This is a genomic window from Roseicyclus marinus, assembly GCF_030163795.1.
Lineage (GTDB): Bacteria > Pseudomonadota > Alphaproteobacteria > Rhodobacterales > Rhodobacteraceae > Roseicyclus > Roseicyclus marinus.
In genome coordinates this window covers 290,175-314,130 of sequence record NZ_JASJOF010000001.1, presented here as the reverse complement: position 1 = coordinate 314,130, position 23,956 = coordinate 290,175, and the positions used below count along the sequence as shown (strand labels likewise).

Genomic DNA, 23,956 nt, shown 5'->3' with positions numbered 1-23,956 from the left:
TCGCGATCATCCCGGCGCGGAGGTCATGATGACCCCAGAGGCGGCGCAGCGCAGTTCCTGCATCAACAGGGTCTGTGCAGGGGTCGGAACCCAGTCGCGGCGATAGGTCATGCCGATGCGGCGACCGGGCCAGTCGATCCCCGTGTGCATCGTGACGAGCAAACCGTTGCGCCTCTCGGCGGCGGCCTGCTGTTCCGAAATGCAGCCCAATAGATCGCTTTGGCACAAAAGCTCCCGCATGAGCAGAATCGATCCGCATTCCACGATACTGTCGGGCACCGGCAGACCACGGGCGGTGAAAAGGTCCTCGAATTGCGCCCGCGCGGGTGTGCCCCGGCGTGGCACGGCCCAACCTTGTGCCGCCAACACGTCGGGCGTGATTTGCCCCAGACCGCACAGAGGATGACCGGGCCGCGCGAGGATCGTCAGGTGATCCTCGAAAAGCGCCTCCTGCACGACATCGTCGATCGGTTGCGGCTCGCGCAACGCTCCGACGATCAGGTCGATCTCACCCCGGCGCAACCCGGTCAGCATCTCGTCATAAAGCCCATCGAGGACGGTGACCCCGGTTTTCGGGCGGCGGGCCCGAAAGGCGACGATGGCCTCGGGCAAAACCACGGATCTTGCCAACGGCAGGGCACCAATCACGATTTGCCCGACCTCGCGCCCGTCATGATCGGCCAGTTCCGCCTCGGCCTGACCGAATTCCGCAAAGGCCAAGCGGGCCGCCTGTGCCAGATCGCGGCAGGGCCGCGTCGCCACCACGCCAAAGGCGCTTCGGTCGAAAAGGGGGCGCCCGGCCTCGCGCTCGATCTGGGTGATTGCCCGGTGGACCGTGGGTTGCGCCAAGCCCAGCGTCCGGGCGGCCAACGTGAAATTCTGCGCCTCGACCATCGCGATCAACGCCTGCAGTTGCGGCATTGTCGCGGTCAGGATCAAACGCGGAGCGACCTGCGCCAACGCCGCATCCAGCCGGTCCAGCCCGCGCCGCAATCGCGGCGCCAAGACGCTGCCGCGGGAGGTGAGGAAAAACCCCCTGCGTGTGCGATCGAAAAGCGGGCCGCCGGCCTGTGCCTCCAGCCGGGACAGGGCCTGCGTCACGGCGGGTTGCGACACCCGGCAACGTGCGGCCGCAGCCGTGGGCGTTCCGAGGTCGGCGACAGCCAGAAAAACCCGGAAATGCCGAAGGTTGCGTGATTTCATAAGGCCGACAGGGCGCGGTCGATACGGGCCATCAGATCCGCCTCGCCCGCATCGACGCCGCGCCGGGACAGCGCATCCTGCCATTCGGCGGTCGCGCGGCTCATCTGGTCGGGCAGACCCAGCGCCGCGACCGTCGCGGCGACCTCGCGCATCTCGGCGGCACGGCGTGCGCCGTGAACCAGCATCCGTTCGAGGTTGTAGGCGCCCCGCCCACGCCAATCGACGCCGGGATCGGACGCTTCAAGCGAGGCGATCACCGCCTCCTCCACCCCGGCGCGGCGAGCGGCGAGGAAACATTCCGCAGTCAGCGCCTCCATCCCCTTGATCATGACGGAGCGGATCATCTTGATGCTCGACGCCTCGCCCACGGTCGCGCCCACGATTTTGGGGCGCATCGCGAGGCTTTCGAGCAGCGCAGCACCGTGGGCCGCATGGGGGCCAGACACAAGGAGTGGCACCAGATGGCGCTTGGGATGGACCGGGGCCATCACGGCCACGTCGACGTAACGCCCGCCTGCACCCTCGATCACGGTGGCAGCCGCGCGCTTTGTGTCGGGGGCGCAGGAATTGCAATCGAGCCAGACACAGCCCGGTGGCAGGTGCGGGGCCGCAGCGCGCGCCACGTTCAATGCCTGATCCGCCGTCACAACGCTGAAGACCGCCATGCAGCCTGCGAGCGTCCCCTCCAGCGTGCCCGCGTCATGGACGCCGTGCGCGGCGTAGCGCGCCCGCATCTGCGGTGCCGCAAGCTTGTCCTCGGTCTTGGCGTCGAAGGCCGACACATGCCCGGGCCGTCCCGCGCCCCAACCTTCCAGAAAGGCCGTCGCGGCCTCGCCAAAGCCGATGAAGGCCAGTCTGTCCGGTTTTTGTCCTGTCGGCATATTCGTCCCCCCCATACGCTGTCGCGCTGTGCGAACTCTACAAGGATCGGCGCATGTCGCAATTCCATTATAGCAAAAACTTATGCTGATGAACGGGCTTTCGAATTGCCCCGAAACGGGGCAGCGTGGAACGGTCGGTCAGTGTTTCCAAGTCAAAAGGCCCCGCCATGACCGCCCGCAAGACTGCCCTCATCCTGTCAGCACATGCCGCCGATTTCGTCTGGCGCTGCGGCGGGGCCATCGCGCTTCATGCCAAGCTGGGTTATGATGTGACGGTGGCCTGCATGTCCTTTGGCGAACGCGGCGAAAGCGCGAAACTGTGGAAAGAGGGCAGGACGCTCGACGAGGTCAAGGCGATCCGCCGGGCCGAAGCCGAAGCCGCCGCCGAGGCCCTCGGGGTCCATCGCTTGGAATGTTTCGATCTGGGGGATTACCCGCTGCACCTGTCGCAAGACGACAAGATGCGGCTCGTCGACCTGATCCGCGCGGTGCAACCTGCCTTCATGATGAGCCACTCGCAATATGACCCCTACAACACCGACCACATGTACATGACGCAGGTGGCGCTCGAATGCCGGATGATCGCGCAGGCCTGGGGCCACAATCCCGGCGAAAAGGTGCTGAGCGCGCCGCAACTCTACCTGTTCGAGCCGCACCAGACCGAACAGATGGGGTGGAAGCCGGACACCTTCCTCGACATCACGCCGGTCTGGGACCAGAAGCGCGCGGCGATGGAAAAGATGAACGGGCAGGTTCATCTGTGGGAATATTACACGCGCGTCGCGGAACAGCGCGCGAACCATTTCAAGCGCAATTCCGGCGGCCAATCGGGCGGGCGCGACTGCCGCTACGCCGAAGGGTTCCAGTCGATCTTCCCGCGCACGGTTGACGAGCTTTGAGACACGCGCGCGGACACCAGACCCCGCGCAGAACAGGGATGGGAGAATGGCGATGGGTGGCGTGGTGATCCAGAACGTGGAGCGGGCCGATGCAACAATCATCGCGGGCCTTGCCAAGGCCGGGGTCGCCACGGTCCACGAGGCGCAAGGGCGGCGCGGTTGCCTTGCGCCCCACCTGCGCCCGATATGGCCCGGTGCGGCCATCGCGGGTTCCGCCGTGACGATCAGCGCGCCACCCGGGGATAACTGGATGCTGCATGTCGCCATCGAACAGATACAGGCGGGTGACATCCTTGTTCTGGCCCCCACCTCGCCCTGCACCGACGGCTATTTCGGTGATCTTCTGGCAACCTCCGCCATGGCGCGCGGATGCATGGGCCTCGTGATCGACGCGGGCGTGCGCGACATCCGCGACCTGCGCGAGATGGGTTTCCCGGTCTGGAGCAAGGCGGTCAGTGCGCAGGGAACGGTCAAGGAAACGGTAGGGTCGGTTAACGTGCCCATCGTCTGTGGCGGACAGGCGATCGAGGCGGGCGACGTGATCGTGGCCGATGATGACGGCGTGGTCGTTGTGCGCCGCGACGAGGCGGCGACGGTTCTCGCCAGCGCCCAATCCCGCCTTGCCGCCGAAGAGGCGAAGCGCGCCCGCCTCGCCGCGGGCGAACTGGGCCTCGACATCTACGACATGCGCGGAAAGCTGGCGCAAAAGGGCCTGCGCTATGTCTGAGGCGGACGGCATCCCCTGTCTCTGGATGCGGGGGGGCACGTCGAAAGGGGCCTATTTCCTGTGGCGCGATCTGCCCGCCGATACGGGGCTGCGCGACGATCTCTTGTTGCGGATCATGGGATCCCCCGATGCACGGCAGATCGACGGCATCGGCGGGGCGGATCCTCTGACCTCCAAGGTGGCGATCCTGTCGCCGCCGTCGCGGCCCGATGCGGATGTGGATTATCTCTTTCTTCAGGTTTTCGTCGATCAGGCGCTGGTCTCGGGCGCGCAGGGCTGCGGCAACATCTTGGCAGGCGTCGGTCCGGCAGCCATCGAACGCGGGCTGGTCCCGGCGCAGATCGGCCAAACGCCTGTCCGCATCCACATGGTGAACACCGGCGAGGTCGCGCTGGCCCGCGTTGCTACACCCGGCGGCCGCGTCAGCTACGAGGGACAGGCGCAGATCGACGGCGTCCCCGGTCGACATGCGGGCGTACCGCTGATGTTCACAGGGCTGGCCGGGGCGATGACCGGGGGCGGGATGCTGCCAACCGGCAACCCGGTCGACCGGATCGAAGATCTGGCGTGCACGCTGATCGACATGGGTATGCCCATCGTGGTGATCGACGCGGCCGATCTGGGCGTGAGCGGTCAGGAAAGCCGCGAGGCGCTGGATGGCGACATCGCGTTGAAGGCAAAGATCGAGGCAATCCGCCTCAAGGCCGGGCCATTGATGGGGCTTGGCGACGTGACGGAAAAATCCGTCCCCAAGATGACGCTGGTCTCACCCCCCCGCACGGGCGGCACGATTTCGACCCGCAGTTTCATTCCCCATCGCTGTCACGCCTCCATCGGTGTTTTCGCCGCGGTCAGCACGGCGGCGGCTTGCCTCCTGCCCGAGGGGCCGGCGGCGCGGCTGGCGGTCTTGCCAAGCGATGGCCCGTTCCGCATCGAACATCCGACCGGTATGGCCGAGGTCGTTCTGGAACGGGGTGCCGATGGCCAGATCACGGCGGCAGGCAGCCTGCGCACCGCACGCAAGCTGATGGATGGGCTGGTCTTTCCCGCGCCACCGGCAGAAGCTTGATCTCGTACAGGGCGGCTTCGCCGCTTCACCAGAAGGATCCGACGCGATGACCCCGACCTGCGATCTTTACGACCATTTCCTCGACACGGCGGGCGTCCTGCCGCCTGAGCTGCAGCATTTCGGCGGGCGGCGCGCCTTCATGGGTCCTGCGGTCACGGTCAAGACGCACGAGGTGAACAGCCGCGTCCGCGAACTGGCCCACAGCCCGGGCGAGGGGCGGGTGATGGTGATCGACGGCGGCGGATCCTTGCGCCGCGCGCTGATGGGCGACATGATCGCCGCCGCTGCATCCGAAAACGGCTGGGCCGGGGCGATCATCATCGGCGCGGTGCGCGATATCGACATGCTGGCCCAGACCGATCTGGGGATCATGGCGCTTGGCCGTACGCCGCGCAAATGCCTGCGATCGGGCGAGGGTGAGGTGGGTCTGGTGCTGGAGATCGAGGGGGTGCGCGTGGCACCCGGCGACATGATCGTCGCCGATGCCGATGGTGCACTCGTCATCCCAAAGGACCTGCCCCTGCCCGGCTGATGCCGCGTCAGCCCCGAACCTCGGGGTTGATCATGTTGATCGGCGCGCCTGCCGCATAGGCATTGATCTGGGCGTAGATGTCGGCGAATTGCAGGTCCAGCTCGTCCTCGGTCACGTAACCGATATGGGGCGTTGCGATCACGCGCGGGTGCAGCACCAGCGGGTCGACCGGCGGCGTCATCGGCTCCCGGTCGAAGACATCCAGCGCAAGGCATCCGGGCCGCCCCGCCTCGAGCGCCGCCTCCAGCGCGCCCTTTTCCACCAACCCCGAACGCGAGGTGTTGACGAAACTGGCGGTCGGTTTCATCGCCAGAAGATCGTCGCGCGTGATGATGCCCTTGGTCTCGGGTTTCAGGCGCACATGGACCGAGACGAAATCGCTCTCTGCAAAAAACGCCGCGCGGCTTTCGGCCAATTTTGCGCCCTCGGCCTGCGCGCGGGCGCGGCCCGCTTCGGAGGCCCACCACACAACCTCCATCCCGAAAGCCTGCGCATAGGCCGCGACCTGTTTCGCGATCCGCCCATAGCCATAAAGCCCCAACCGGCGACCGCGCAGCGATTGGCCCGGCGCAAGCTGCCAGCGCCCGTCCTGCAAGGCCGCCATCTGCTTCGGGATCTGACGGGCGGCCGACAGGATCAGGGCAAAGGTCAATTCCGCCGCCGCGACCGAAGGCGCATCGGCATGCATGTTGGAACTGAGCAAGACGCCATTCGCGGTGCAGGCCGAAACATCGACATGCGGATAAACGCTGCGCTGGCTGATCAGGCGCAGGTTCGGCAAACGCTCCAGCAGGGGCGCGGTGATGGCGGTCCGTTCGCGGAACAGAACCAGCGCTTCTGCGGATTGCAGACGATCCGCCAAAATGGCCAAGTCATCGGTGTGATCGTTCCAGACCGTCACCTCGTGCCCGTCAAGCAGACGGAAACTTGGCAAGGTCCGCAACGTGTCGAACCAATCGTCAAGGATGTGAACCTTCATCTCGGTCTGCCTCGTCAGTGCTGGGGGGCCGCAAGCTCGGGATGGGCGCGGCGGATCACGGGGGAAAACACGCGGTCGGAAATCGGCACGTCCCAGACGGCTGCGCCGCCGGTATGGGCAAAGCGCGCGATCAACTCGGGCAACTCGGCCAGATCGGTGATCGTCTCGCCCCCGATGCCGAAGCCGCGCGCGATGGCGGCAAGATCCGTGGGTCCAAAGACGGCGCCGTCATCGGCCAAGCCCTCGGCCCTGAGCTTGTGGATCTCGGAGCCATAGGCGCGGTCGTTCAGGACGATGATCAAGACATTCATGCCGTGCCGCCGGATCGTCTCCAGCTCCTGCACATGCATCAAAAGGCTTCCGTCCCCGTCGAACAGGACGACCGTATCGTCCGGGCGCGCGGCGGCAACCCCCATGGCAAAGGAGGTGCCGTTGCCGATCGCCCCGAATTCCCGGATCGTCAGGAAGGTCTCATGGGGCCGCGAGGGCATGTGGGCGACGTAATAGGAACAATGGCCCGATGAATTCACCATCTGCCAATCGCGCGGCAGATGCGCCTCAAGGGCCGCCACAACGTCGCGCGGATCATGCAGGCCCGGCTCAGGCGCAAAGACCGACCCATCGGCGGGTTCGGTCGCGATGCGGCGGGCCAGATCGGCGCTGCGCCAATCGGGCGCGCGTGCAGGCACGGCCTGTACCAGCGCCTCGACCCCGAGACGCGCATCGGCCCGGAGATGGGCATGGGCCGCCACCCGCCTTTGCGCCACGGCCTGCGGATCGGTGTCGATTTGTAGGACGCGCGCCTTGGGCCAGAGCTTGCCCGCATCGGCATTGTGCGAGGCCAGAGAACAACCCACGGCGATCACCAGATCGGCCTCCGACAAGACGGCGCGCGCCACGTCCGAGGAAAATCCCCCTGCCACGCCAAGGTTGAAATCATCGCCAGCAAACAGCCCGCGCGCAGGTAGCGTCGTGGCCAGCGGCGCATCCAGCCTTTCGGCCAACGCGCGGCAGGCACCCGCCGCCCCGGCCTCGGCTGCGCCAAGGCCCGCCATCACCACGATCCGCCGTGCCCCCGCGACAAGATCGGCGGCGCGCGCCACATCCGCAGGATTGGGCGGCACAGGTCCGACCTTGGGCAGGATCGCGGTCGAGGGCGCGGGCAGGTCGGCGGAGCCGGTCCACGCCCCATGCTGCAGATCAAAGGGGACACCCAGAACCACGGGCCGGCGCGTCATCCGCGCCTCAAGAAAAGCGTCGCGGATCGCCACTGGCAACCGGTCGGGCCAATGCAGCGCATGGTAGCTTGCGCCTGTCGCGGTGACGAAGGGGCCCTGATCGATCGCCTGATTGTACCAGCCTTTCGAGATCGGCGCCTCACCGGCCAGAACGACCATCGGAATGCGCGCCCGCACGGCGGCAGGCAGAGCCGTCATCAGCTGCGTCACCCCTGGCCCACAGGTCACGGTCGCCAGCCCGACCTCGCCGGATTTGCGGGCATAGGCCATGGCGGCGGCGACCGCGCAATGCTCGTGGCGGACATAGACCATCCGTGTCCCGGCCTCCGACAGACGGGTCGCGAAATTCATGTTCGCATCCCCCAGCAGCGCGAAACAGGTGCCCGTTCCCTCCTGCGCCACGGCCCGCGCCATCATGTCGAAAACGTGCAGCCCAGAGGCGCCCATCGGCTCAGCCCTCCAGCAAATGCGCGGGCACCATCACCTCACCCCGCGCGATGAGCCGCGCCGTCCGCACCACGCCTGCGGAGTGGAATTCGAAGGTGTCGCCGTCACGGGTAAAGGTCACGAGAACCTCCATCTCGCCCATTGGATGCTCGATGCGGATCATCTCGGGCGAGCCCGTGACGGGTGCGGCAACACCCTCGGCGACCGTACCCGGCGCGATGGCGCAAGCGGCTAGGCATTGGGACCCGGTGACCGCGAGCGATGGATGCGTTTCCCATGGCATGAAATAGCGCGCGGTCAGATGGGCACCGGCGGCGCGAGGCGGCGCGATCAGGCCGATCTTGGGCACGACCGATTTCGTCACATCGCCCAGACCCATCAGCCGCCCGGCCTCCAGCCGCACGGCTTCCATCCGGGCGAACAGATCCTTGTCGGCGTCCAGTTCGGCCTGCGTCTCGTAGCCCGTCAGCCCGAAATCCTCCGCGCGCGCGATCATCATCGGCATGGCCACATCGACACAGGAGACCGCGATCCCGCCGATCATGTCGGTCCGCTGGCCGGTCGGAAACATCGTGCCCGTCCGCGAACCCACCACGTCAAGAAAGTTGAGCGCCACGGGGGCCGCCGTGCCGGGAACGCCCGCGATCTCCACATCGCCCGCATAGGTTACACGCCCGCCCGGCGTCTGCACCACGGCCTCGACCAGCGCGCCGGTGTTGACGGCGCGGATGCGCACCGGGGTCTGACCGTCCTCAGCGGAAACCAGTCCCATCTCGATGGCCGCCGGACCGACCCCCACCAGCATGTTGCCGCAGGTCGGCGCGAAATCGACCAGCCGCTCGGTCACCGAGACCTGCGCGAAGAAATAGTCGATGTCGACATCGGCCTCCTCGGACCGCGAGAGCATCACGACCTTGGTCGTCACGGCATTGCCGCCGCCGATGCCGTCGATGTTCAGCGGATGACCCGCGCCGACGACCGCCATCAGAACCTCGGCCAGCCGGTCAAGATCGGAGGGCAGGTCGCTGCGCCGGAAATAGGGCCCGCGCGAGGTGCCGCCGCGCAAGAAAAGATAGGGGATCGCCGCCTGTGTCATTTGTCAGCCTGTTGTTTCGCCCTGAACATGGAAAAGGCGGAGGCGGTCGACCGCCCCCGCCGGGATCGCCACCCGTGGCTCACCGCAAGGGCCAGGGCAGGTTGGTGAATTCTTGCAGCAACCCGGGCGGGAAATCGCGGCCCAGCGTGCTGGCGAGGAAGACGATGAAACCGACCCCCACCGCCGCCAGAAGCGCCGCCTTGACCCAGGTCAGGCCCGCCCGCAGCCGGAAAAAGCCGACAAAGAAAAGCGACAGCGCGATCACCAGCCCGAAAAGCCCGGTCAGGACCAATAGGCCCAGGAACCACGCCAATGTCCTCCATAGGCCCTGCGGGGCCTCCGCATCCGCGCCGCCCGATTCAAGATCGATGAACACATCGTCTGTTTCGGGTCGCCGCATCATCCGAACGACGAGGGCAAGGCAGGCCGCCAGCGTCACGAGGCCGACGGTCAGCGGGAACACCTTGTCGCCGAAGCGGGTGATCGTGGCCGCATCGCCGATCGAGATCACGACATAGGCCGTCACCGCCAGAAGGAAGATCATCGGCGCGCGCTTCGTCCCGGTATGGGTGTCGATGTTTTCACGGATATTCTTGGACTGGCGGATGCCGATCACGATGGACAGGACCGTCAGAACCAGCAGCGTCACAGTGATGGGCGTGAAGATGTAATCCAGTCCCGCCTCCATCCCGCGCCGGAACCGCGCGGATGCGATCTGGGTCGCCATGTTCACGAATTGCTCGGCCTGCGCCGACAGAACGAAACCAATCAGAAAGGCCGGGCGCGAGAAATCGAACCGACGCAGAAGGATACCGATCAGGCCGATGCCCACAAGAGCCACCAGATCCCCCAGCGATTGCCGCGACTGGAAGGCCGCGAAGGCGATCATCATGAACAGGAACGGGGCCAGCAGCGTGAAGCGGATCGTGGTCAGCTTGGCGATCTGCCCGGACAACAGCACGCATAGCCCCGCGCCGATCACATTGGCCAGCGCCAGCGACCATACGATCGTATAGGTGATGTCGAGGTCTTGCCGGATCATCGAGGGCCCCGGCGACAGCCCAAGCAGCGCCAGACCGCCAAGGAACACCGCCATCGATCCCGACCCGGGAATGCCGAAGATCAGCGTCGGCACAAGGCCGCCACCTTCCTTGGCGTTGTTCGAGCTTTCGGGCGCGATGACGCCGCGGATATCACCTTGGCCGAAACGGTCGCGGTCCTTGGTGGATTGCACGGCATAGCCATAGGCGATCCAGTCGACGACCGACCCGCCGAGGCCGGGGATCACGCCTACGACCACGCCGATCGCGGCGCATTTGGTCGACAGCCATCTGTTCCGCCACCAATCCCGCAAACCGTCGAGCCAACCCCGGCCCAGCGTCCCGGAATTGGAGATCGGCTTGTCCTGCCGCAGCAGCGACACGACCTCGGGAATGGCGTAGATGCCCAGACCCACGATCACGAGCTGAAAGCCGTCGACGAGGTAGGGGATGTCATAGGTCGACATCCTGAGCGATCCGCCCGCAGGCGCCGAACCGATCGTGCCCAAAAGAAGGCCCAGACCGCAGGCCACGATGCCTTTCAGCGGCACGCGCCCGGCGAGGATCGCGACCATCGACATGCCGAGGATCGTGATCATCAGCATCTCGGGCAAGCCAAAGGCGAGGATCAGGGGCCGCGCGACGAAGATGATGCAGGTCAGGATCAGTGCGCCGAAAAGGCCGCCGTAGAGCGACGAGACGAAGGCCGCCGCGAGCGCGCGACCGGCCTCGCCCTTGCGGGCCAAGGGAAAGCCGTCGAGCACGGTCGCCTGACTGGCCGACGATCCCGGAATGCCCAAGAGCACCGAGGAAAATGTATCCGAGGTCGGAATGACCGCGATCAGACCCACCATCAGCGCCAGACCCGAAACCGGATCCATCCCGAACATGAAGGGTAGGACCAGCGACAGACCCGCGATGCCGCCAAGACCCGGCAAGACACCGATGGACAGACCCAGCAGCACCCCGGCGCACAGGAACATCAGTTGCGTCGGGTGAAAGACAAGGGCCAAGGCTTCGCCCAGCGCCGGCAAGGCGATCGTTAGGATATCCATGGGGTTTCCTCCGGGGAACTCGGAAACACCCCCCGCGCGGCCGGGCCGCGCAGGGGGTGGAGGCGATCACTCGAGCGTGACGCCGTAGTCTTCGCGCAGCCAGTCGAGCACGAACTGGCGCGCTTCGTCCGAAACGGTGATCGCCGCTTCATGCGCGACCAAGGCGGCCTCGCCGATCATCTGCGGATAGACACCAAGTTCAGCCGCCGAAATCTCGGCGAAGTCGGGCCGGGCGAGAATCTCGGCCATAGCCTCCTCGTACATCCCCACGACTTCAGGCGACGCGGAGCCGGGCAGGTAGACGAGCTTTTGCGCCGCGAACCCCGACACGAAGAAGGCGCGCCATGCGTCCCACGCAACGCCCTCGGTCTCGCAGCCATCCGTCGCCTCGCAGACCTCGGCGAAGGTCGGGATGTCGGGGAAGGTCGGATCGCGCACGATGTTGCCCGCGTCGTCCAGCACGCCCCAGCTCATCACCGGAACCGCCAGGCCCTGATCGACCAGCGGCTGCACGCTGGCGATATAGGCCGAGGAAGTCTGGTAATCGATGTTGGCTTCGCCACGCTCGAACATCAGGCGGCCATCACCGCGGCCTTCGATCCCGAACACGGGTTCGACCTGCAGGCCAAGCATCTGGAACGCCAGAAGCGGCACGAGGTCGAGCGTCGTCGCGCCCTGGCTGCCGAAGATGAAGAATTCGTCCCGAAGATCGTCGAGATCGCCATCGAACCGCGCGCCCAAATCGGCGGGCAGGTAGACGACACCACCCGTGCCCGAGGCCAGAACCGGGGTCCAGTCGCGGTATTCATAGCGCACGCGCGGATCGCGCAGCAGGTAGGGGAACTGTGTCGAGCCCGAGGTGCCGAAGATCAGCGTGCCGTCATCAGTGGTCTGCTCCTGGAACCAGTTCGCCCCCGCGGTCGATCCCGCGCCGGGGCGATAACCCACCACAACCGTAGGATTGCCGTCCAGCGCCTCGTTCAGCAGCGGGGCGAAAAAGTTGGCCCAGCGCGCGGAGCCGCCCGATTCCGAGAAGGGGATGACGAATTCGACGGTCTCGCCGGAAAGGTCCGCCTGTGCGGGGGTCGGAAGACCGGCAGTCAGCGCCAGCGCAGAAACGGCGCAAAGCGAAAGGCCCACGCGACGCGCGGTGAAAAATTGTCTCATGATATCCTCCCTTGGACGCCGCAGGCTCCTCCCCGCGGCAGATCGGGCAGGGCTTGTTTCGCCCTTGCCGGGGTCTGTGTGACCTGCGAACCTTGCGTCAAGCTGTCGTGTCGCGGGAAAAGATGGGAGGCGGCCGGGTGCGGATCGTGCTGGTCGAAGACAACGACGGGCTGGCAAGGGGCATCTCCTACCGGCTTCAGGATCTTGGGCATGGTGTCGACGTGCTCTCCGACGGCGACGCGGCAGATGCCTTCTTACGGCGCGAGACCTCGGATCTCCTGATCCTCGACATCAACCTGCCGGGGGCCGATGGCCTGACCATCCTGCGCAACCTGCGTGCGCGGGGTGATGAGCGGCCCGTCCTGATGCTGACGGCCCGAACCGAAACCGAACACCGGGTTCGCGGTCTGGATGCGGGGGCCGATGATTACCTCGTAAAACCATTCGAGATGGAGGAACTGGTGGCCCGTGTCCGCGCCCTGACCCGGCGCAGCCCGAGGCCGCTCCGCCGCCTCGTCGCGCTTGGTGCGGTCAGTCTCGATTGCGATGCGCGGCAGGTCTCCGTCGACGGCCGGCCGATCGACATGCCGCGCCGCGAGGTCAGCCTGATCGAGCGCCTTTTGACCGCGCAGGGCCGCGCCGTGTCGAAACAGGACCTGCTCGACCACATCTACGGCACAGGCGCAGATGTCGAAGAGGCGGCGGTCGAGGTTCATATCTCGCGCCTGCGCAAGCGATTGCGCCCGCATGGCCTGTCGATCCGGGTGCAACGCGGCATCGGCTACAGCCTCGCCGAAACGGCGGCGGGGTCCGCATGAACGCCTCGACCTCGCTGCGCCTGCGGCTGACGGCGATCATCCTCGGCCCGCTTCTGGTCATCGCTTTGGCACTGGGTTTTTGGCAGGTCCATGACGCCCGCGAAAAGGCGGCCGACATTTTCGACCGCAGCCTGCTGACCGTGGCGCTGGCCGTGACCGCCGACGTGGCGCGTTCGAACGGCAATGCGGTGTCGATGGAAACCCGCGATCTGCTGTCGGATACATCTGGAGGACCGGTGTTCTACCACGTCTTCGCACCCAACGGCTATTACGTCACGGGATACGCCACGCCGCCCGCCCGCCAGACACCAGAAGGACGATCCGAAGACCCCTATTCCTACTACAACTCGACCTATCACGGTGAGGCCGTCCGGGCGCTTCGCCTGCGCGACGTGACCACCGTGGACGGCATCACCGGCGTTTTCACCGTCACTGTCTGGCAGCACACAGAGGTGCGCGATGCCCTGATGCACGATCTGGCGCGCCGCGCCTTCACCGTTATGGCGATCCTCATCGGCACGGTGGCTTTCGTGGTCTGGTTCGGCGTCCGCATCGGCCTGCGCCCTCTCACCGATCTCGAGGATGCGATCTCGCGCCGCTCCTCCGATGATCTGTCCCCGATCCGGCGTCCCGTCCCGCCCGAGATCCGTGGCCTTGTGCTGCGGCTGAATACCCTCTTCGGGCAGGTGCAGGGCACGATGGCTCGGCAGGCGGAATTCATTTCCAATGCCGCCCACCAGTTGCGCAATCCCATCGCAGGTGTCCTCGCCATGGCAGAGGCGGTACGCTCCGCCCCCTCGGCGCAGGATGCGCGGGCGCGGGCGGGCGAATTGATGGCATCGGCCCTCCATATCCGCGACCTCGCCAACAAGCTTCTGACGCTGGAGCGCGCGACCGTCGTCGCAGGCCACAGCGAAACCTTCGAACTGGGCGAACTGGTCGAGGATGTCGCCGACCGGTTCCGCGCCGCCGCCCGCGCGCGCGGCGTCGCCCTTGTCCTCACCCTCCCCGAGGAGGAGGTGATCACGCTGGCCGACCGGGTAATGTTGTCCGAGGCGCTGGCGAACCTTCTGGACAATGCTCTGCTGCACGGCGGGCCGGATCTAAAGCGGATTGCGCTGGGGCTTGCGGCCAGCGACGGCCAAGCCCGGATCGACGTGGCGGATGACGGGCGCGGCGTCGCACCCGAGGATGTCGCCACCGTTCTGTCGCGTTTCGGTCAGGCCGGGCCGTCGCAGGGCAGCGGGCTTGGGCTTTCCATCGCCGAAGCCGTGGCGCTGAACCACGGCGGGTCCATCGACCTGGACCGCTCCGCCGAGGGCGGGCTACGCGTTACGCTGACCTTGCCCGCCGATACCCTGCACACCAGCGCCCGGCAGGCGGCCGAGTAGCGAACCCTGCCTCAGCCGTCCCTGCCCCGGTCGGACACGCGGAAAAGGCGCGCTGCCAGCGGCGCGCCGCTGATCACGATGAGGATCCGCGTTAGGTGATGCACGATCACAAATCCCAGATCAGCCCCCGCCACGATGGCCAGAACCGTCATTTCGGCCTGCCCGCCCGGGGCAAAGGCAAGGAACCCTTCGACAGGACGGGCCAGTTCGAAGAAAACGACGATCTCCGTGAACAGCGCCGCCAGACCGGCAAGGATCAGCACGAAAACGATGCCCGCAGCCACGTCGCGGCGCAGTTCGTGCAAGGTCACGCCGACATAACCCACGCCGATGCCGATACCGATCAGGTATTGCGCCACCAAGATCGCCTCTGCCGGCGGACGGAAATGGATGATGTCGGTCAGGCTCAAGGCCGCCGTGACGATCATCGGGCCGAGGATCGAGGCACCGAAAAGGCCGAGCTTTTCACCCCCCTTCCAGCCGACCAGCGCGGCCACGACCATGATCCCCAGTTCCTTGAGGGGGATGTCCCCCACGGGCTGGCCGATGGGATTGTCCAGCGATTGGCCGAAACCAAATGTCAGGATCAAAGGGGCCAGCGTGATGATAACCAGAACCCGCGTCGCGTGGATCAGGCTCAGCGCGCGCACATCCGCCCCTGCCTCCTGTCCGAAAATCACCATGTCCTGCAAACCGCCCGGCATCGCGGCATACCACGATGTCGGCCAGTCGAAGCCATAGACCTTGCGAAAGAACGGTACGCCGATGGCGGCAATCGCGATGATGTAGATGGGGATGAGCGCCACCGACAGGGCCATTTGCGGCAGTTCCGCGACCAGCGCGGGCGTGACCGAGGCCCCGACCGCAACCCCCAGAATGGTTCGCGCCGCGACCGAAACCTGCCCCATGCCGCGCAACCGAACACCCGCCAGCGCCGCGATCAGGCAGGCCGTCATCGGCCCGAAGAGGAACGGCAGCGGCAGGTTGAGCAGCCAGAAAACCCCTACGCCCGCTGTCGCCAGACCCAAAGTCAGGGTCCGGTCGCGGGCTGCAGGGGGCAGGGAAAAGGACATGGTGTTCTCCGTATTGCATCCTCTTGTATCCAACTGTATGCAACTTGCAACCGAAAGGATCCCGCGTGGTCGAAAAAGCCGACAATTCAGCCGCAGGCCGCCCCGAAACCGGACAGGGGAGGGATGCTTATGAACGCCTGATCGCCGAGATCCGGACAGGGGCGCTGCGACCCGGCGACCGCCTGACCGAGACCGAATTGGCCGAGCGTCTGGGCATCTCACGTACGCCCGTGCGCGAGGCGATCCGCCTGCTCGAGACCGATGGCTTGGTCGAACACCAACCGCGCGCGGGCGCGCGGATCCGTCGGCTCGACCTTGCCGAAGTGACCGAGCTCTATGAAATGCGCGCAGTCCTCGAGGGGACGGCGGCCCGTTTTGCCGCCCGCGCCGCCTATGATAGCGAGCTGGCCGAATTGCGCGCGATCAACGCCGAAATGGCGGCCGCCTCGGGCAATCCCGAGCGGCTCTACCATGCCAACAGGCAGTTTCACGGCATCTTGCTCAATGCGGCGCGCAACCGCTTTCTCTGGCGCTCGGTCGAGGCGGTGCAAAAGACGCTCCTTATCCTTGGCCGCTCCACCATGGAAGAGGCCGACCGCGCACAGGCGGCGGTGGCCGAACACGCCGCCATTCTCGACGCGCTCCAAACCCATGATGGCGACGCGGCAGAGGCCGCGATGCGCCGCCATATCGAAGGGGCGCATCGCGCCCGATTGAAGCAATTGCGCGATCTCGCAACCGAGGGAGGGGAGAACCCATGACACAGGTGGACGCCATCACCTGGGACGTTGTCGTGGTCGGCGGCGGCAACGCCGCGCTTTGCGCCGCGATCGAAGCCGCCGAAACCGGTGCGCGCGTCGTGATGCTTGAGGCCGCGCCAAAACCCTATCGCGGCGGCAATTCTCGCCACACCCGAAATTTCCGCTGCATGCATGAAGGGCCCCTGTCCGTCCTGACCGGCACCTACGGAGAGGACGAATATTTCGACGACCTGATCCGCGTGACCAAGGGCAAGACGGATGAAGATTTGGCCCGAATGACGATCCGCGACAGCGAAACCTGCCTGCCCTGGATGGAACGCCACGGCGTCGCCTTCCAGCCCTCGCTTTCGGGCACCTTGTCGCTCTCGCGCACGAACGCCTTTTTCCTTGGCGGCGGCAAGGCGCTCGTGAACGCCTATTACAACACGGCCGAAGATCTGGGCGTGACCGTCCTCTACGAGGCCGAGGTTCGCCATGTCACCGTGACCGAGGGCCGGTTCCAAGGTCTCGACGCCCGCATCGGCGGCAAGGATCTGCGGATCGAAGGGCGCGCGCTGGTGCTGGCCTCGGGCGGGTTTCAGGCCGATATCGACTGGCTTGCCGATGCCTGGGGCCCGGCGGCGCGCAACTTCTTGATCCGTGGCACGCCCTACAACCGCGGCGTGGTCCTGCGCGACATGCTCGATCAAGGCGCCGACAGCGTCGGCGACCCCACCCAATGCCATGCCGTGGCCATCGACGGGCGCTCGCCCAAATTCGACGGCGGCATCGTCACGCGTCTTGACTGCGTCCCCTTCTCGGTCGTCGTGAACCGCGATGGCGAACGTTTCTATGACGAGGGCGAAGATGTCTGGCCCAAGCGCTACGCGATCTGGGGCCGTCTGGTCGCGGCCCAGCCCGAACAGGTGGCCTATTCCGTCATCGATGCCAAATCGCTCAATCTCTTCATGCCCTCGGTCTTCCCGCCCGAAAGCGCCGATACGATCGAGGGGTTGGCCCAGAAACTCGGCTTGCCCGGCAACAAACTGCGCGAGACCATCGACGCCTTCAACGCCGCCTGTCGCAGCGGCGATTTCCACCCGACCGAGCTTGACGGGCTGGCGACCGAGGGGCTTACCCCGCCCAAGACCAATTGGGCGCGTCCCATCACGGAGCCGCCCTTTTACGGCTATTCGCTGCGCCCCGGCGTGACCTTCACCTATCTGGGTCTCAAGGTGGATCGCACGGCGCGGGTCTCGGCCCATGGCGCGCGGCTTCACAACATCTGGGCCGCGGGCGAGATCATGGCCGGTTCGATCCTCGGAGAGGGGTATCTGGCCGGCTTCGGAATGACCATCGGAACTGTTTTCGGACGCATCGCAGGCCAGGAGGCCGCAGCCCATGTCGCTTGACATCACCCCCACCCTCACCGCTACCGAGGAAGCCCGCCGTCAGGTCGAGATCTGCAATGCCTGCCGCTATTGCGAGGGGTATTGCGCAGTCTTCCCTGCGGCCTTTGCCGAACGCAGCTTTTCGGATGGCGACATCACCCAGCTTGCTAGCCTCTGCCACAATTGCCGGGGCTGCTATTACGCCTGCCAATATACCGAGCCCCATGAATTCGCCCTGAACCTGCCCGCAGCCCTGGCGGAGGTGCGGGTGGAAAGCTGGGCGCGCTTCGCCTGGCCCGGCGCTTTCGCGCGGCTCTTCCAGACCCATGGCGTGGCCTTGGCCGCGGCCCTCGTCCTTGGTACCGCGCTCATTTTCGCCGCGATCCGCATGCTCGGCACCGGGGCGGGCGACGGGTTCTATGCCTATCTCTCGCATTCGGCGATGGTCGCGATCTTTGCCCCCGCCTTCCTCTTTCCGCTTCTGGCGCTGGCCATCGGCACCCGCCGCTACTGGCACGAGGTTGGCGGCGCGGCCGTCACCCTTGCCGATCTTCGCGCAGCCCTCGTCGATGCGGGGCGGATGCGCAACCTGTCGGGCGGCGCGGCCGACGGCTGCAATTACGAAAAGGGCGACCGCTATTCGGTGGCCCGCAAACATGCCCATAATGCCGTGGTCTGGGGCTTTCTTTTGTGCTTTGCCGCCACCTCTTCGGGCACGATCCTGCACTATGTCCTCGACATGCCCGCCCCCTATCCGTTCTTCAGCCTGCCCAAGCTTCTGGGCGTGCCGGGGGGCATCTTGCTGACACTCGGGGCTGCGGGGCTTGCGATGCTCAAGCTGCGCGCCGATCCCGCGCTTGGGGCGGTTGCCGCATGGGGCGGCGAAATGGCCTTCGTCATCTTGCTGGGCCTGACGGGTCTGACCGGCCTTGCGCTTTATGCCGCGACGGGCACGGGCCTTGTCGCGCCGCTTCTGGCGCTGCATCTGGGCACGGTTCTCGCCTTCTTCCTGACCCTGCCCTATTCCAAGATGGCCCATGCCGCCTATCGCCTTGCCGCCCTGACCCGCGATGCGCAACTCAAGCGCCGGGCAGGCTAGGCGCAAACCCCATGCAACCGCGCTTCCGGGACCTGTCGCCGGATGCTAGGCAAGACGCGGGCGACCCCCGAATCCGGGTCGCCTGAACCGGGGGGAGAGACGGGAATGAAGCAAACCTGGCGCTGGTTCGGGCCAAAGGACCCGGTCACGGTCGATGACATGCTTCAGGCCGGCGTGCAGGGTGTCGTCTCCGCCCTCCACCACGTGCCGACCGGCCAGCTCTGGACGCCCGAGGACATTGCCACCCGCCAGCGCCAGATTGCCACCATGGCCGATGGCACCGCATCTGGCCTTGGCTGGGACGTGGTCGAAAGCCTCCCCGTATCCGAGGCGATCAAGACCCAGACCGGCGATTGGCGCGCGCATCTGGCCACGTGGAAGGACAGCATGGTCAACCTCTCCCGCGCGGGAATCGAGGTGATCTGCTACAATTTCATGCCCGTCCTCGACTGGACCCGGACCGATCTGGCCCACCGCCTTCCCACGGGCGCGACCTGCATGCGCTTCGACCTGACCGATTTCGCGGCCTTCGACATCCATATCCTGAACCGGGCGGGCGCAGCCGAGGATTACCCAGCCGACCTCGTGGCCGAGGCCGAGGCCTGCTTTGTCGCCATGCCCGACACCCGCCGCGCGGACCTGGCGCGCAACGTCGTCTTCGGCCTGCCGGGTGCCGCCGAGAATTTCACCCTTCAGGATGTGCGCGACCATCTCGACCGCTACCAAGGCATCACGCCCGACCGCCTGCGCGCCCATCTGGTCGATTTCCTGTCCGAGGTCGCCCCCCTTGCCCAGGACCTAGGCCTGCGGCTGTGCTGCCACCCCGACGATCCGCCCTTCGCGCTTCTGGGCCTGCCGCGCGTCATGTCGACCGAGGCCGATTACACCACGATCCTGCGAGTGGTGGACCTGCCTGCAAATGGCATCACGCTGTGCACCGGCAGCCTGGGCGCGCGGCCCGACAACGACCTGCCCGGCATGATGCGGCGGCTGGGCGACCGCGTGCATTTCCTGCACCTGCGCAACGTGGCGATGGACCAGCCCACGATCCCCACCTCCTTCCACGAGGTCATGCACCTTGAGGGTGGCACCGACATGGTTGCCATGATCGCCGCCATTCTTGCAGAAGAACGCCGCCGCAAGGCCGCAGGCCGCACCGACACCAGCATCCCCATGCGCCCCGATCACGGGCTCGACATCCTCGACGATCTCAAGCGCAAGGGACAGCCGGGTTATCCCGCCATCGGGCGGCTGCGCGGGCTGGCGGAATTGCGGGGCATCATGACCGCGCTCGACCATCCCGCCGTGGTCGCGGGCTGATGTCCCGGCTGACGGCAAAGGCCCCCCTGCCGCCTGCCATCGCGCCGGGGTACCACCCCGAGGATCATGGAACCGGCATCGTGCACCTGGGCCTTGGGGCCTTTCACAAGGCGCATCAGGCCGCCTATACAGACCACGCGCTCGCCGCATCGGGCGGGGATTGGCGGATCATCGGCATCTCGCTCCGCTCCCCGGATCCCGCGCGCCAGCTCATGCCGCAGGACGGGCGCTACACCCTGATCGAACGCGACGCGGGCGGCAGTCGGGCGCGCGTCATCGGGTCCATCGCACGCGCGCTCTGTGCTGCGGATGATCCGGGCGCAGCCCTCGCCGCCCTGACGGGTCCCGCCTGTCGCATCGTCACCCTGACCGTGACCGAAAAGGCCTACGGCCTCGACCGCGCGGGCGGCGGTCTTGACCCCGATCATCCTGCCGTACGGCCCGATCTGGCTCGGCCCGAGGCCCCGACAGGCGTACTGGGACTTCTAACGCGCGCTCTTGCGCTCCGCGTTGATGCGGGCCTGCCACCTTTCACCACGCTTTGCTGCGACAACCTTCCCCGCAACGGTGCGCTGCTGAGGGACGCCGTCCTTGATTTCGCGCGCCGCGCCTATCCGGCGCTGGCCGACCGGATCGAAGCGACCGCCGCCTTCCCCTCTACCATGGTCGACCGCATCACGCCCGCCCCGACCGAGGCGACACGCGCCGAAGCCGCCCGCCTGATCGGCTACGACGACCACGCCGCGACCGAGACAGAGGCCTTTCATCAATGGGTGATCGAAGATGATTTCCCCCTTGGTCGCCCCGATTGGGACCGCGCGGGCGCGCTGTTCGTCAGCGATGTCGCCCCCTATGAGACGATGAAACTGCGCATGCTGAACGGCAGCCATTCCATGCTGGCCTATGCCGGGTTCCATGCAGGCCTGCCTCTGGTGCGCGACGTGATGGCCCATGCGGGTCTTGCAGCGCTCGTGCGCCGCCACATGGCGGCGGCCGCCGCCACCCTGCCCGCCCTGCCCGGTATCGACCTGTCGGCCTATGCCGAACAGCTCCGCGTCCGCTTTGCCAATCCCGCCATCGCGCATGAAACCTTCCAGATCGCGATGGACGGTACCCAGAAACTGCCGCAGCGCATTTTTGCCCCCGCGCTGGACACCCTGTCCGCCGGCGGCGATCTGCGCCCCTTTGCCTTCGCCACCGCAGCATGGATGCGCCATGCCACAGTCACGGATCGCGATTGCGCCCCCTACGATTTGCGCGACCCAATGGCAGACGAGATCGCGAAGACCCTGAAAGACGTCGGAACGGCGGAGGATATCGTCCGTACCCTCTCCGCTCTGCCGGGCTTCATGCCCGCTGCCTTGCGCGACGCGCCGGGCTGGCAGACGATGATCAGCGGCCGACTGCGCATCATGCTGACCGACGGCATGGCAAAGGCCATCGCGCAGGAGGCCGCGACATGACCCGCCTTGTCGCCATCGGCGAATGCATGATCGAACTGGCCCCGACCGAAACGGCGGGCCTCTGGCGGCAGGGCATCGCGGGCGACACGCTCAACACAGCTTGGTATGCCCGCGCCAGCTTGCCGCCCGATTGGAACGTGGATTACGTCACCCGACTGGGCCAGGATCGGTTTTCCGACGAAATCCTCGGCTTTCTGACGGCGAACGGCATCGGCAACGGCCACATCACACGCGACGCCAGCCGCCAGCCCGGCCTTTATGCCATCAGCCTCAGTGACGCGGGTGAACGCAGCTTCACCTATTGGCGAAATCAATCCGCGGCCCGGGGTCTGGCAGATGATCCCGCCGCGCTGACCCGGGCGCTGACTGGCGCAACCGTCGCCTTCACCTCCGGTATCACCGTGGCGATCCTGCCGGAGGCGGGGCGCGAAACCCTGTTCGATAACCTGGCCAAGGCCCGCAAAGCGGGAACCGGTATCGCCTTCGATCCCAATATTCGCCCAAGATTGTGGGAGGATATGGACATCGCCCGGCACTGGATCACCCGGTTCGCCAGCATCGCCGACATCGCCTTGCCCAGTTTCGATGACGAGGCCACCACCTTTGGCGACACCACCCCCGAGGTCACGCGCGGCCGTTACCGCAGCGTAGGTGTGGCCGAAATCGTGGTCAAGAACGCCGGGCGCAGCATCGCTTGGGCCGATGGCAGCGCAAAAGGGTTGGCAACGAACCTTCCGACCGCCGAACCCGTCGACACTACGGGCGCGGGCGACAGTTTCAACGGCGCCTATCTTGCCGCCCGCCTTCTGGGGCACGGCGTCACCCAATCCATTGCGGCAGGCCATGCCATGGCCCGCCGTGTCATCGCCCATCGCGGCGCCCTGATCCCGACCGATGCGGGAGATCCTTGATGCCCAGATTGAATCCCGACCGGCTCTTTCCGCCCGAACCGCACCTGAGCAGCCTCGCTCGCGCGATTTTTGACAGCGCGGCCGATGCCCCGATCCTGTCACCCCATGGCCACACGGACCCCCGCTGGTTCGCCGAAGATGCGCCCTTTCCCGATCCGACCCAGCTTTTCGTGGTCCCCGATCACTACGTCTTTCGCATGTTGCACAGTCAAGGCGTTCCGCTCGAGACGCTGGGGATTGCGCGGCAAGACGGAGGGCCGGTCGAAACCGACATGCGCAAGATTTGGCAGACCTTCGCCAATCACTATCACCTGTTTCGTGGCACGCCCTCGCGGCTCTGGCTCGACCATGCCTTTGCCACCGTCTTCGAGATCGAAGAGGAGTTCGGCCCCAAAACGGCAATGGATGTCTACGACCGCATCGCCGAGGCGCTGACCACCCCGGCCTTCCGCCCCCGCGCGCTGTTCAAGCGGTTCAACATCGAGGTGCTGGCCACGACCGAAGGCGCGCGCGACGATCTGGGCTGGCACAGGATGATCCGCGCAAGCGGATGGGACGGGCGGGTCATCACCACCTATCGCCCCGATGCCGTCACCGATCCCGACACGCCCGGTTTTCGCCGCAACGTCGAAGCCTTCTGCGCCATGGCCGGAACCGACCCGGGAAGCTTTGCCGGCTATCTCGACGCCCACCGCGCCCGCCGCGCCTTTTTCCGCGAGATCGGAGGGGCAACCGCAACCGATCACGGTCACCCCACGGCCACCACCCGCAACCTTTCGCGCGCTGAAACCGAAGCGCTTTATCAAAAGGTCCTTTCAGGCCGCGCCGATCCTGCCGCGCGTGAGGAATTTCGCGGCCAGATGCTGACCGAGATGGCCAAACTCAGCCTTGAGGACGGGATGGTGATGCAGATTCACCCCGGTTCCTTCCGCAACCATTCCACCATGATGTTTGACCGGTTTGGCCGCGACAAGGGGTTCGACATCCCCACCCGCACCGATTACGTGCGCGACCTGCGCCCGCTCTTGGAGGCCGTCGGCCATGAGCGCGACCTGCGGATCATCCTCTTCACCCTCGACGAAAGCGCCTATGCCCGCGAACTTGCGCCCCTGGCGGGCGTCTATCCCTGCCTGCGGCTTGGACCCGCGTGGTGGTTTCACGACAGTTTCGAAGGCATGTGGCGCTACCGCCAGATGACGACCGAGACGGCCGGTTTCTACAACACCACGGGCTTCAACGACGACACCCGCGCCTATCTCTCGATCCCGGCCCGCCACGACGTGGCCCGCCGCGTCGATGCCGCCTATCTCGCAACACTGGTGCGCACTGGCAGGCTGTCGGAAACCGATGCCTTGGATCTTATGCAAGATCTGACGCATCGCCTCGCGCGGTATGCCTACCGCCTCTGACCCGCATC

21 protein-coding genes are annotated in these 23,956 nt (G+C 66.2%); 13 read left to right on the top strand and 8 right to left on the bottom strand.

Annotated elements, in window-relative coordinates; genetic code table 11:
* Positions 1-6: 6 nt before the first annotated feature.
* Positions 7-1,203 carry a LysR family transcriptional regulator gene (locus tag QQK63_RS01690; RefSeq protein WP_277826313.1) on the bottom strand — a complete coding sequence of 399 codons (1,197 nt, stop codon included), beginning with the start codon at positions 1,201-1,203 and terminating at the stop codon, positions 7-9.
* A complete protein-coding gene (locus QQK63_RS01685; protein WP_277826311.1) occupies positions 1,200-2,084 on the bottom strand; it encodes an NAD(P)-dependent oxidoreductase in 885 nt (294 codons plus the stop codon). Before QQK63_RS01685 ends, QQK63_RS01690 begins: the two co-directional genes overlap by 4 nt.
* A 167-nt stretch (positions 2,085-2,251) precedes the next feature.
* On the opposite strand from QQK63_RS01685, the gene QQK63_RS01680 reads away from it, so the two are divergent.
* The 4 genes from QQK63_RS01680 to rraA are packed head-to-tail and all read left to right on the top strand — an operon-like array spanning position 2,252 to position 5,311.
* A complete protein-coding gene (locus QQK63_RS01680) occupies positions 2,252-2,983 on the top strand; it encodes a PIG-L deacetylase family protein (protein ID WP_277826309.1) in 732 nt (243 codons plus the stop codon).
* A gap of 46 nt (positions 2,984-3,029) precedes the next feature.
* Complete coding sequence (locus QQK63_RS01675; RefSeq protein WP_336618801.1) at positions 3,030-3,710, top strand: 4-carboxy-4-hydroxy-2-oxoadipate aldolase/oxaloacetate decarboxylase; 681 nt, start codon at positions 3,030-3,032, stop codon at positions 3,708-3,710.
* Complete coding sequence (locus QQK63_RS01670; protein WP_277826307.1) at positions 3,703-4,779, top strand: 4-oxalomesaconate tautomerase; 1,077 nt, start codon at positions 3,703-3,705, stop codon at positions 4,777-4,779. The genes QQK63_RS01675 and QQK63_RS01670 overlap by 8 nt, the downstream gene beginning before the upstream one ends.
* Before the next feature lie 46 nt (positions 4,780-4,825).
* Complete coding sequence (gene rraA, locus QQK63_RS01665) at positions 4,826-5,311, top strand: ribonuclease E activity regulator RraA (RefSeq protein ID WP_277826305.1); 486 nt, start codon at positions 4,826-4,828, stop codon at positions 5,309-5,311.
* A 7-nt stretch (positions 5,312-5,318) separates the two neighbouring features.
* Here the strand turns inward: rraA and QQK63_RS01660 are convergent, their stop codons facing one another.
* The 5 genes from QQK63_RS01660 to QQK63_RS01640 all read right to left on the bottom strand — a co-directional run bounded on the left by QQK63_RS01660 (position 5,319) and on the right by QQK63_RS01640 (position 12,333).
* Positions 5,319-6,290: a D-2-hydroxyacid dehydrogenase family protein gene (locus QQK63_RS01660; protein WP_277826303.1), complete on the bottom strand. Its 972-nt coding sequence runs from the start codon at positions 6,288-6,290 to the stop codon at positions 5,319-5,321.
* 14 nt (positions 6,291-6,304) lie between these two features.
* The gene (locus QQK63_RS01655; protein ID WP_277826301.1) at positions 6,305-7,975 is read right to left on the bottom strand and encodes a thiamine pyrophosphate-binding protein; all 1,671 of its coding nucleotides are present in this window, start codon (positions 7,973-7,975) and stop codon (positions 6,305-6,307) included.
* Between the two features lie 4 nt (positions 7,976-7,979).
* Positions 7,980-9,071 carry a 4-oxalomesaconate tautomerase gene (locus tag QQK63_RS01650; RefSeq protein ID WP_277826300.1) on the bottom strand — a complete coding sequence of 364 codons (1,092 nt, stop codon included), beginning with the start codon at positions 9,069-9,071 and terminating at the stop codon, positions 7,980-7,982.
* Between the two features lie 79 nt (positions 9,072-9,150).
* A complete protein-coding gene (locus tag QQK63_RS01645; RefSeq protein WP_277826298.1) occupies positions 9,151-11,166 on the bottom strand; it encodes a tripartite tricarboxylate transporter permease in 2,016 nt (671 codons plus the stop codon).
* Between the two features lie 66 nt (positions 11,167-11,232).
* Positions 11,233-12,333 carry a Bug family tripartite tricarboxylate transporter substrate binding protein gene (locus tag QQK63_RS01640; protein ID WP_277826296.1) on the bottom strand — a complete coding sequence of 367 codons (1,101 nt, stop codon included), beginning with the start codon at positions 12,331-12,333 and terminating at the stop codon, positions 11,233-11,235.
* Between the two features lie 122 nt (positions 12,334-12,455).
* Here QQK63_RS01640 and QQK63_RS01635 point away from each other — a divergent pair, with 122 nt between their 5' ends.
* Both QQK63_RS01635 and QQK63_RS01630 read left to right on the top strand, forming a co-directional pair.
* Positions 12,456-13,151 (top strand): response regulator transcription factor, encoded by a 696-nt coding sequence (locus tag QQK63_RS01635; RefSeq protein ID WP_336618800.1) that lies wholly within the window; start codon positions 12,456-12,458, stop codon positions 13,149-13,151.
* Positions 13,148-14,542 (top strand): sensor histidine kinase, encoded by a 1,395-nt coding sequence (locus QQK63_RS01630; protein WP_277826294.1) that lies wholly within the window; start codon positions 13,148-13,150, stop codon positions 14,540-14,542. The genes QQK63_RS01635 and QQK63_RS01630 overlap by 4 nt, the downstream gene beginning before the upstream one ends.
* Before the next feature lie 11 nt (positions 14,543-14,553).
* Here QQK63_RS01630 and QQK63_RS01625 read toward each other — a convergent pair whose 3' ends face one another.
* Entirely contained in the window at positions 14,554-15,615 is a 1,062-nt protein-coding gene (locus QQK63_RS01625) for an AbrB family transcriptional regulator (RefSeq protein WP_277826292.1), read from the bottom strand.
* A 65-nt stretch (positions 15,616-15,680) separates the two neighbouring features.
* Between QQK63_RS01625 and QQK63_RS01620 the strand changes: the two genes are divergently transcribed.
* The 7 genes from QQK63_RS01620 (at position 15,681) to uxaC (ending at position 23,948) form a co-directional block, all read left to right on the top strand.
* Positions 15,681-16,376: a GntR family transcriptional regulator gene (locus QQK63_RS01620; RefSeq protein ID WP_277826290.1), complete on the top strand. Its 696-nt coding sequence runs from the start codon at positions 15,681-15,683 to the stop codon at positions 16,374-16,376.
* A complete protein-coding gene (gene tcuA, locus QQK63_RS01615; RefSeq protein ID WP_277826288.1) occupies positions 16,373-17,767 on the top strand; it encodes an FAD-dependent tricarballylate dehydrogenase TcuA in 1,395 nt (464 codons plus the stop codon). The genes QQK63_RS01620 and tcuA overlap by 4 nt, the downstream gene beginning before the upstream one ends.
* Positions 17,757-18,845 (top strand): tricarballylate utilization 4Fe-4S protein TcuB, encoded by a 1,089-nt coding sequence (gene tcuB / locus QQK63_RS01610; protein ID WP_277826286.1) that lies wholly within the window; start codon positions 17,757-17,759, stop codon positions 18,843-18,845. The genes tcuA and tcuB overlap by 11 nt, the downstream gene beginning before the upstream one ends.
* Positions 18,846-18,950: 105 nt before the next feature.
* Complete coding sequence (gene uxuA, locus QQK63_RS01605) at positions 18,951-20,165, top strand: mannonate dehydratase (RefSeq protein ID WP_277826284.1); 1,215 nt, start codon at positions 18,951-18,953, stop codon at positions 20,163-20,165.
* The gene (locus QQK63_RS01600) at positions 20,165-21,628 is read left to right on the top strand and encodes a mannitol dehydrogenase family protein (protein ID WP_277826282.1); all 1,464 of its coding nucleotides are present in this window, start codon (positions 20,165-20,167) and stop codon (positions 21,626-21,628) included. Before uxuA ends, QQK63_RS01600 begins: the two co-directional genes overlap by 1 nt.
* Positions 21,625-22,539, top strand: coding sequence for a sugar kinase (locus QQK63_RS01595; protein WP_277826280.1), 915 nt, complete (start codon positions 21,625-21,627; stop codon positions 22,537-22,539). The genes QQK63_RS01600 and QQK63_RS01595 overlap by 4 nt, the downstream gene beginning before the upstream one ends.
* The gene (uxaC, locus tag QQK63_RS01590) at positions 22,539-23,948 is read left to right on the top strand and encodes a glucuronate isomerase (protein ID WP_277826278.1); all 1,410 of its coding nucleotides are present in this window, start codon (positions 22,539-22,541) and stop codon (positions 23,946-23,948) included. Before QQK63_RS01595 ends, uxaC begins: the two co-directional genes overlap by 1 nt.
* The last annotated feature ends 8 nt before the right edge of the window (positions 23,949-23,956 follow it).

What these genes read in the sequence shown, in the direction of transcription:
- QQK63_RS01600 (WP_277826282.1), top strand. Translation starts at nt 20,165, where the DNA reads ATGTCCCGGCTGACGGCAAAGGCCCCCCTGCCGCCTGCCATCGCGCCG.
- rraA (WP_277826305.1), top strand. Translation starts at nt 4,826, where the DNA reads ATGACCCCGACCTGCGATCTTTACGACCATTTCCTCGACACGGCGGGC.
- tcuB (WP_277826286.1), top strand. Translation starts at nt 17,757, where the DNA reads ATGTCGCTTGACATCACCCCCACCCTCACCGCTACCGAGGAAGCCCGC.
- QQK63_RS01690 (WP_277826313.1), bottom strand. Translation starts at nt 1,203, where the DNA reads ATGAAATCACGCAACCTTCGGCATTTCCGGGTTTTTCTGGCTGTCGCC.
- QQK63_RS01675 (WP_336618801.1), top strand. Translation starts at nt 3,030, where the DNA reads ATGGCGATGGGTGGCGTGGTGATCCAGAACGTGGAGCGGGCCGATGCA.
- QQK63_RS01625 (WP_277826292.1), bottom strand. Translation starts at nt 15,615, where the DNA reads ATGTCCTTTTCCCTGCCCCCTGCAGCCCGCGACCGGACCCTGACTTTG.
- uxaC (WP_277826278.1), top strand. Translation starts at nt 22,539, where the DNA reads ATGCCCAGATTGAATCCCGACCGGCTCTTTCCGCCCGAACCGCACCTG.
- QQK63_RS01630 (WP_277826294.1), top strand. Translation starts at nt 13,148, where the DNA reads ATGAACGCCTCGACCTCGCTGCGCCTGCGGCTGACGGCGATCATCCTC.
- QQK63_RS01650 (WP_277826300.1), bottom strand. Translation starts at nt 9,071, where the DNA reads ATGACACAGGCGGCGATCCCCTATCTTTTCTTGCGCGGCGGCACCTCG.
- tcuA (WP_277826288.1), top strand. Translation starts at nt 16,373, where the DNA reads ATGACACAGGTGGACGCCATCACCTGGGACGTTGTCGTGGTCGGCGGC.
- uxuA (WP_277826284.1), top strand. Translation starts at nt 18,951, where the DNA reads ATGAAGCAAACCTGGCGCTGGTTCGGGCCAAAGGACCCGGTCACGGTC.
- QQK63_RS01685 (WP_277826311.1), bottom strand. Translation starts at nt 2,084, where the DNA reads ATGCCGACAGGACAAAAACCGGACAGACTGGCCTTCATCGGCTTTGGC.
- QQK63_RS01635 (WP_336618800.1), top strand. Translation starts at nt 12,456, where the DNA reads ATGGGAGGCGGCCGGGTGCGGATCGTGCTGGTCGAAGACAACGACGGG.
- QQK63_RS01660 (WP_277826303.1), bottom strand. Translation starts at nt 6,290, where the DNA reads ATGAAGGTTCACATCCTTGACGATTGGTTCGACACGTTGCGGACCTTG.
- QQK63_RS01640 (WP_277826296.1), bottom strand. Translation starts at nt 12,333, where the DNA reads ATGAGACAATTTTTCACCGCGCGTCGCGTGGGCCTTTCGCTTTGCGCC.
- QQK63_RS01595 (WP_277826280.1), top strand. Translation starts at nt 21,625, where the DNA reads ATGACCCGCCTTGTCGCCATCGGCGAATGCATGATCGAACTGGCCCCG.
- QQK63_RS01680 (WP_277826309.1), top strand. Translation starts at nt 2,252, where the DNA reads ATGACCGCCCGCAAGACTGCCCTCATCCTGTCAGCACATGCCGCCGAT.
- QQK63_RS01670 (WP_277826307.1), top strand. Translation starts at nt 3,703, where the DNA reads ATGTCTGAGGCGGACGGCATCCCCTGTCTCTGGATGCGGGGGGGCACG.
- QQK63_RS01645 (WP_277826298.1), bottom strand. Translation starts at nt 11,166, where the DNA reads ATGGATATCCTAACGATCGCCTTGCCGGCGCTGGGCGAAGCCTTGGCC.
- QQK63_RS01655 (WP_277826301.1), bottom strand. Translation starts at nt 7,975, where the DNA reads ATGGGCGCCTCTGGGCTGCACGTTTTCGACATGATGGCGCGGGCCGTG.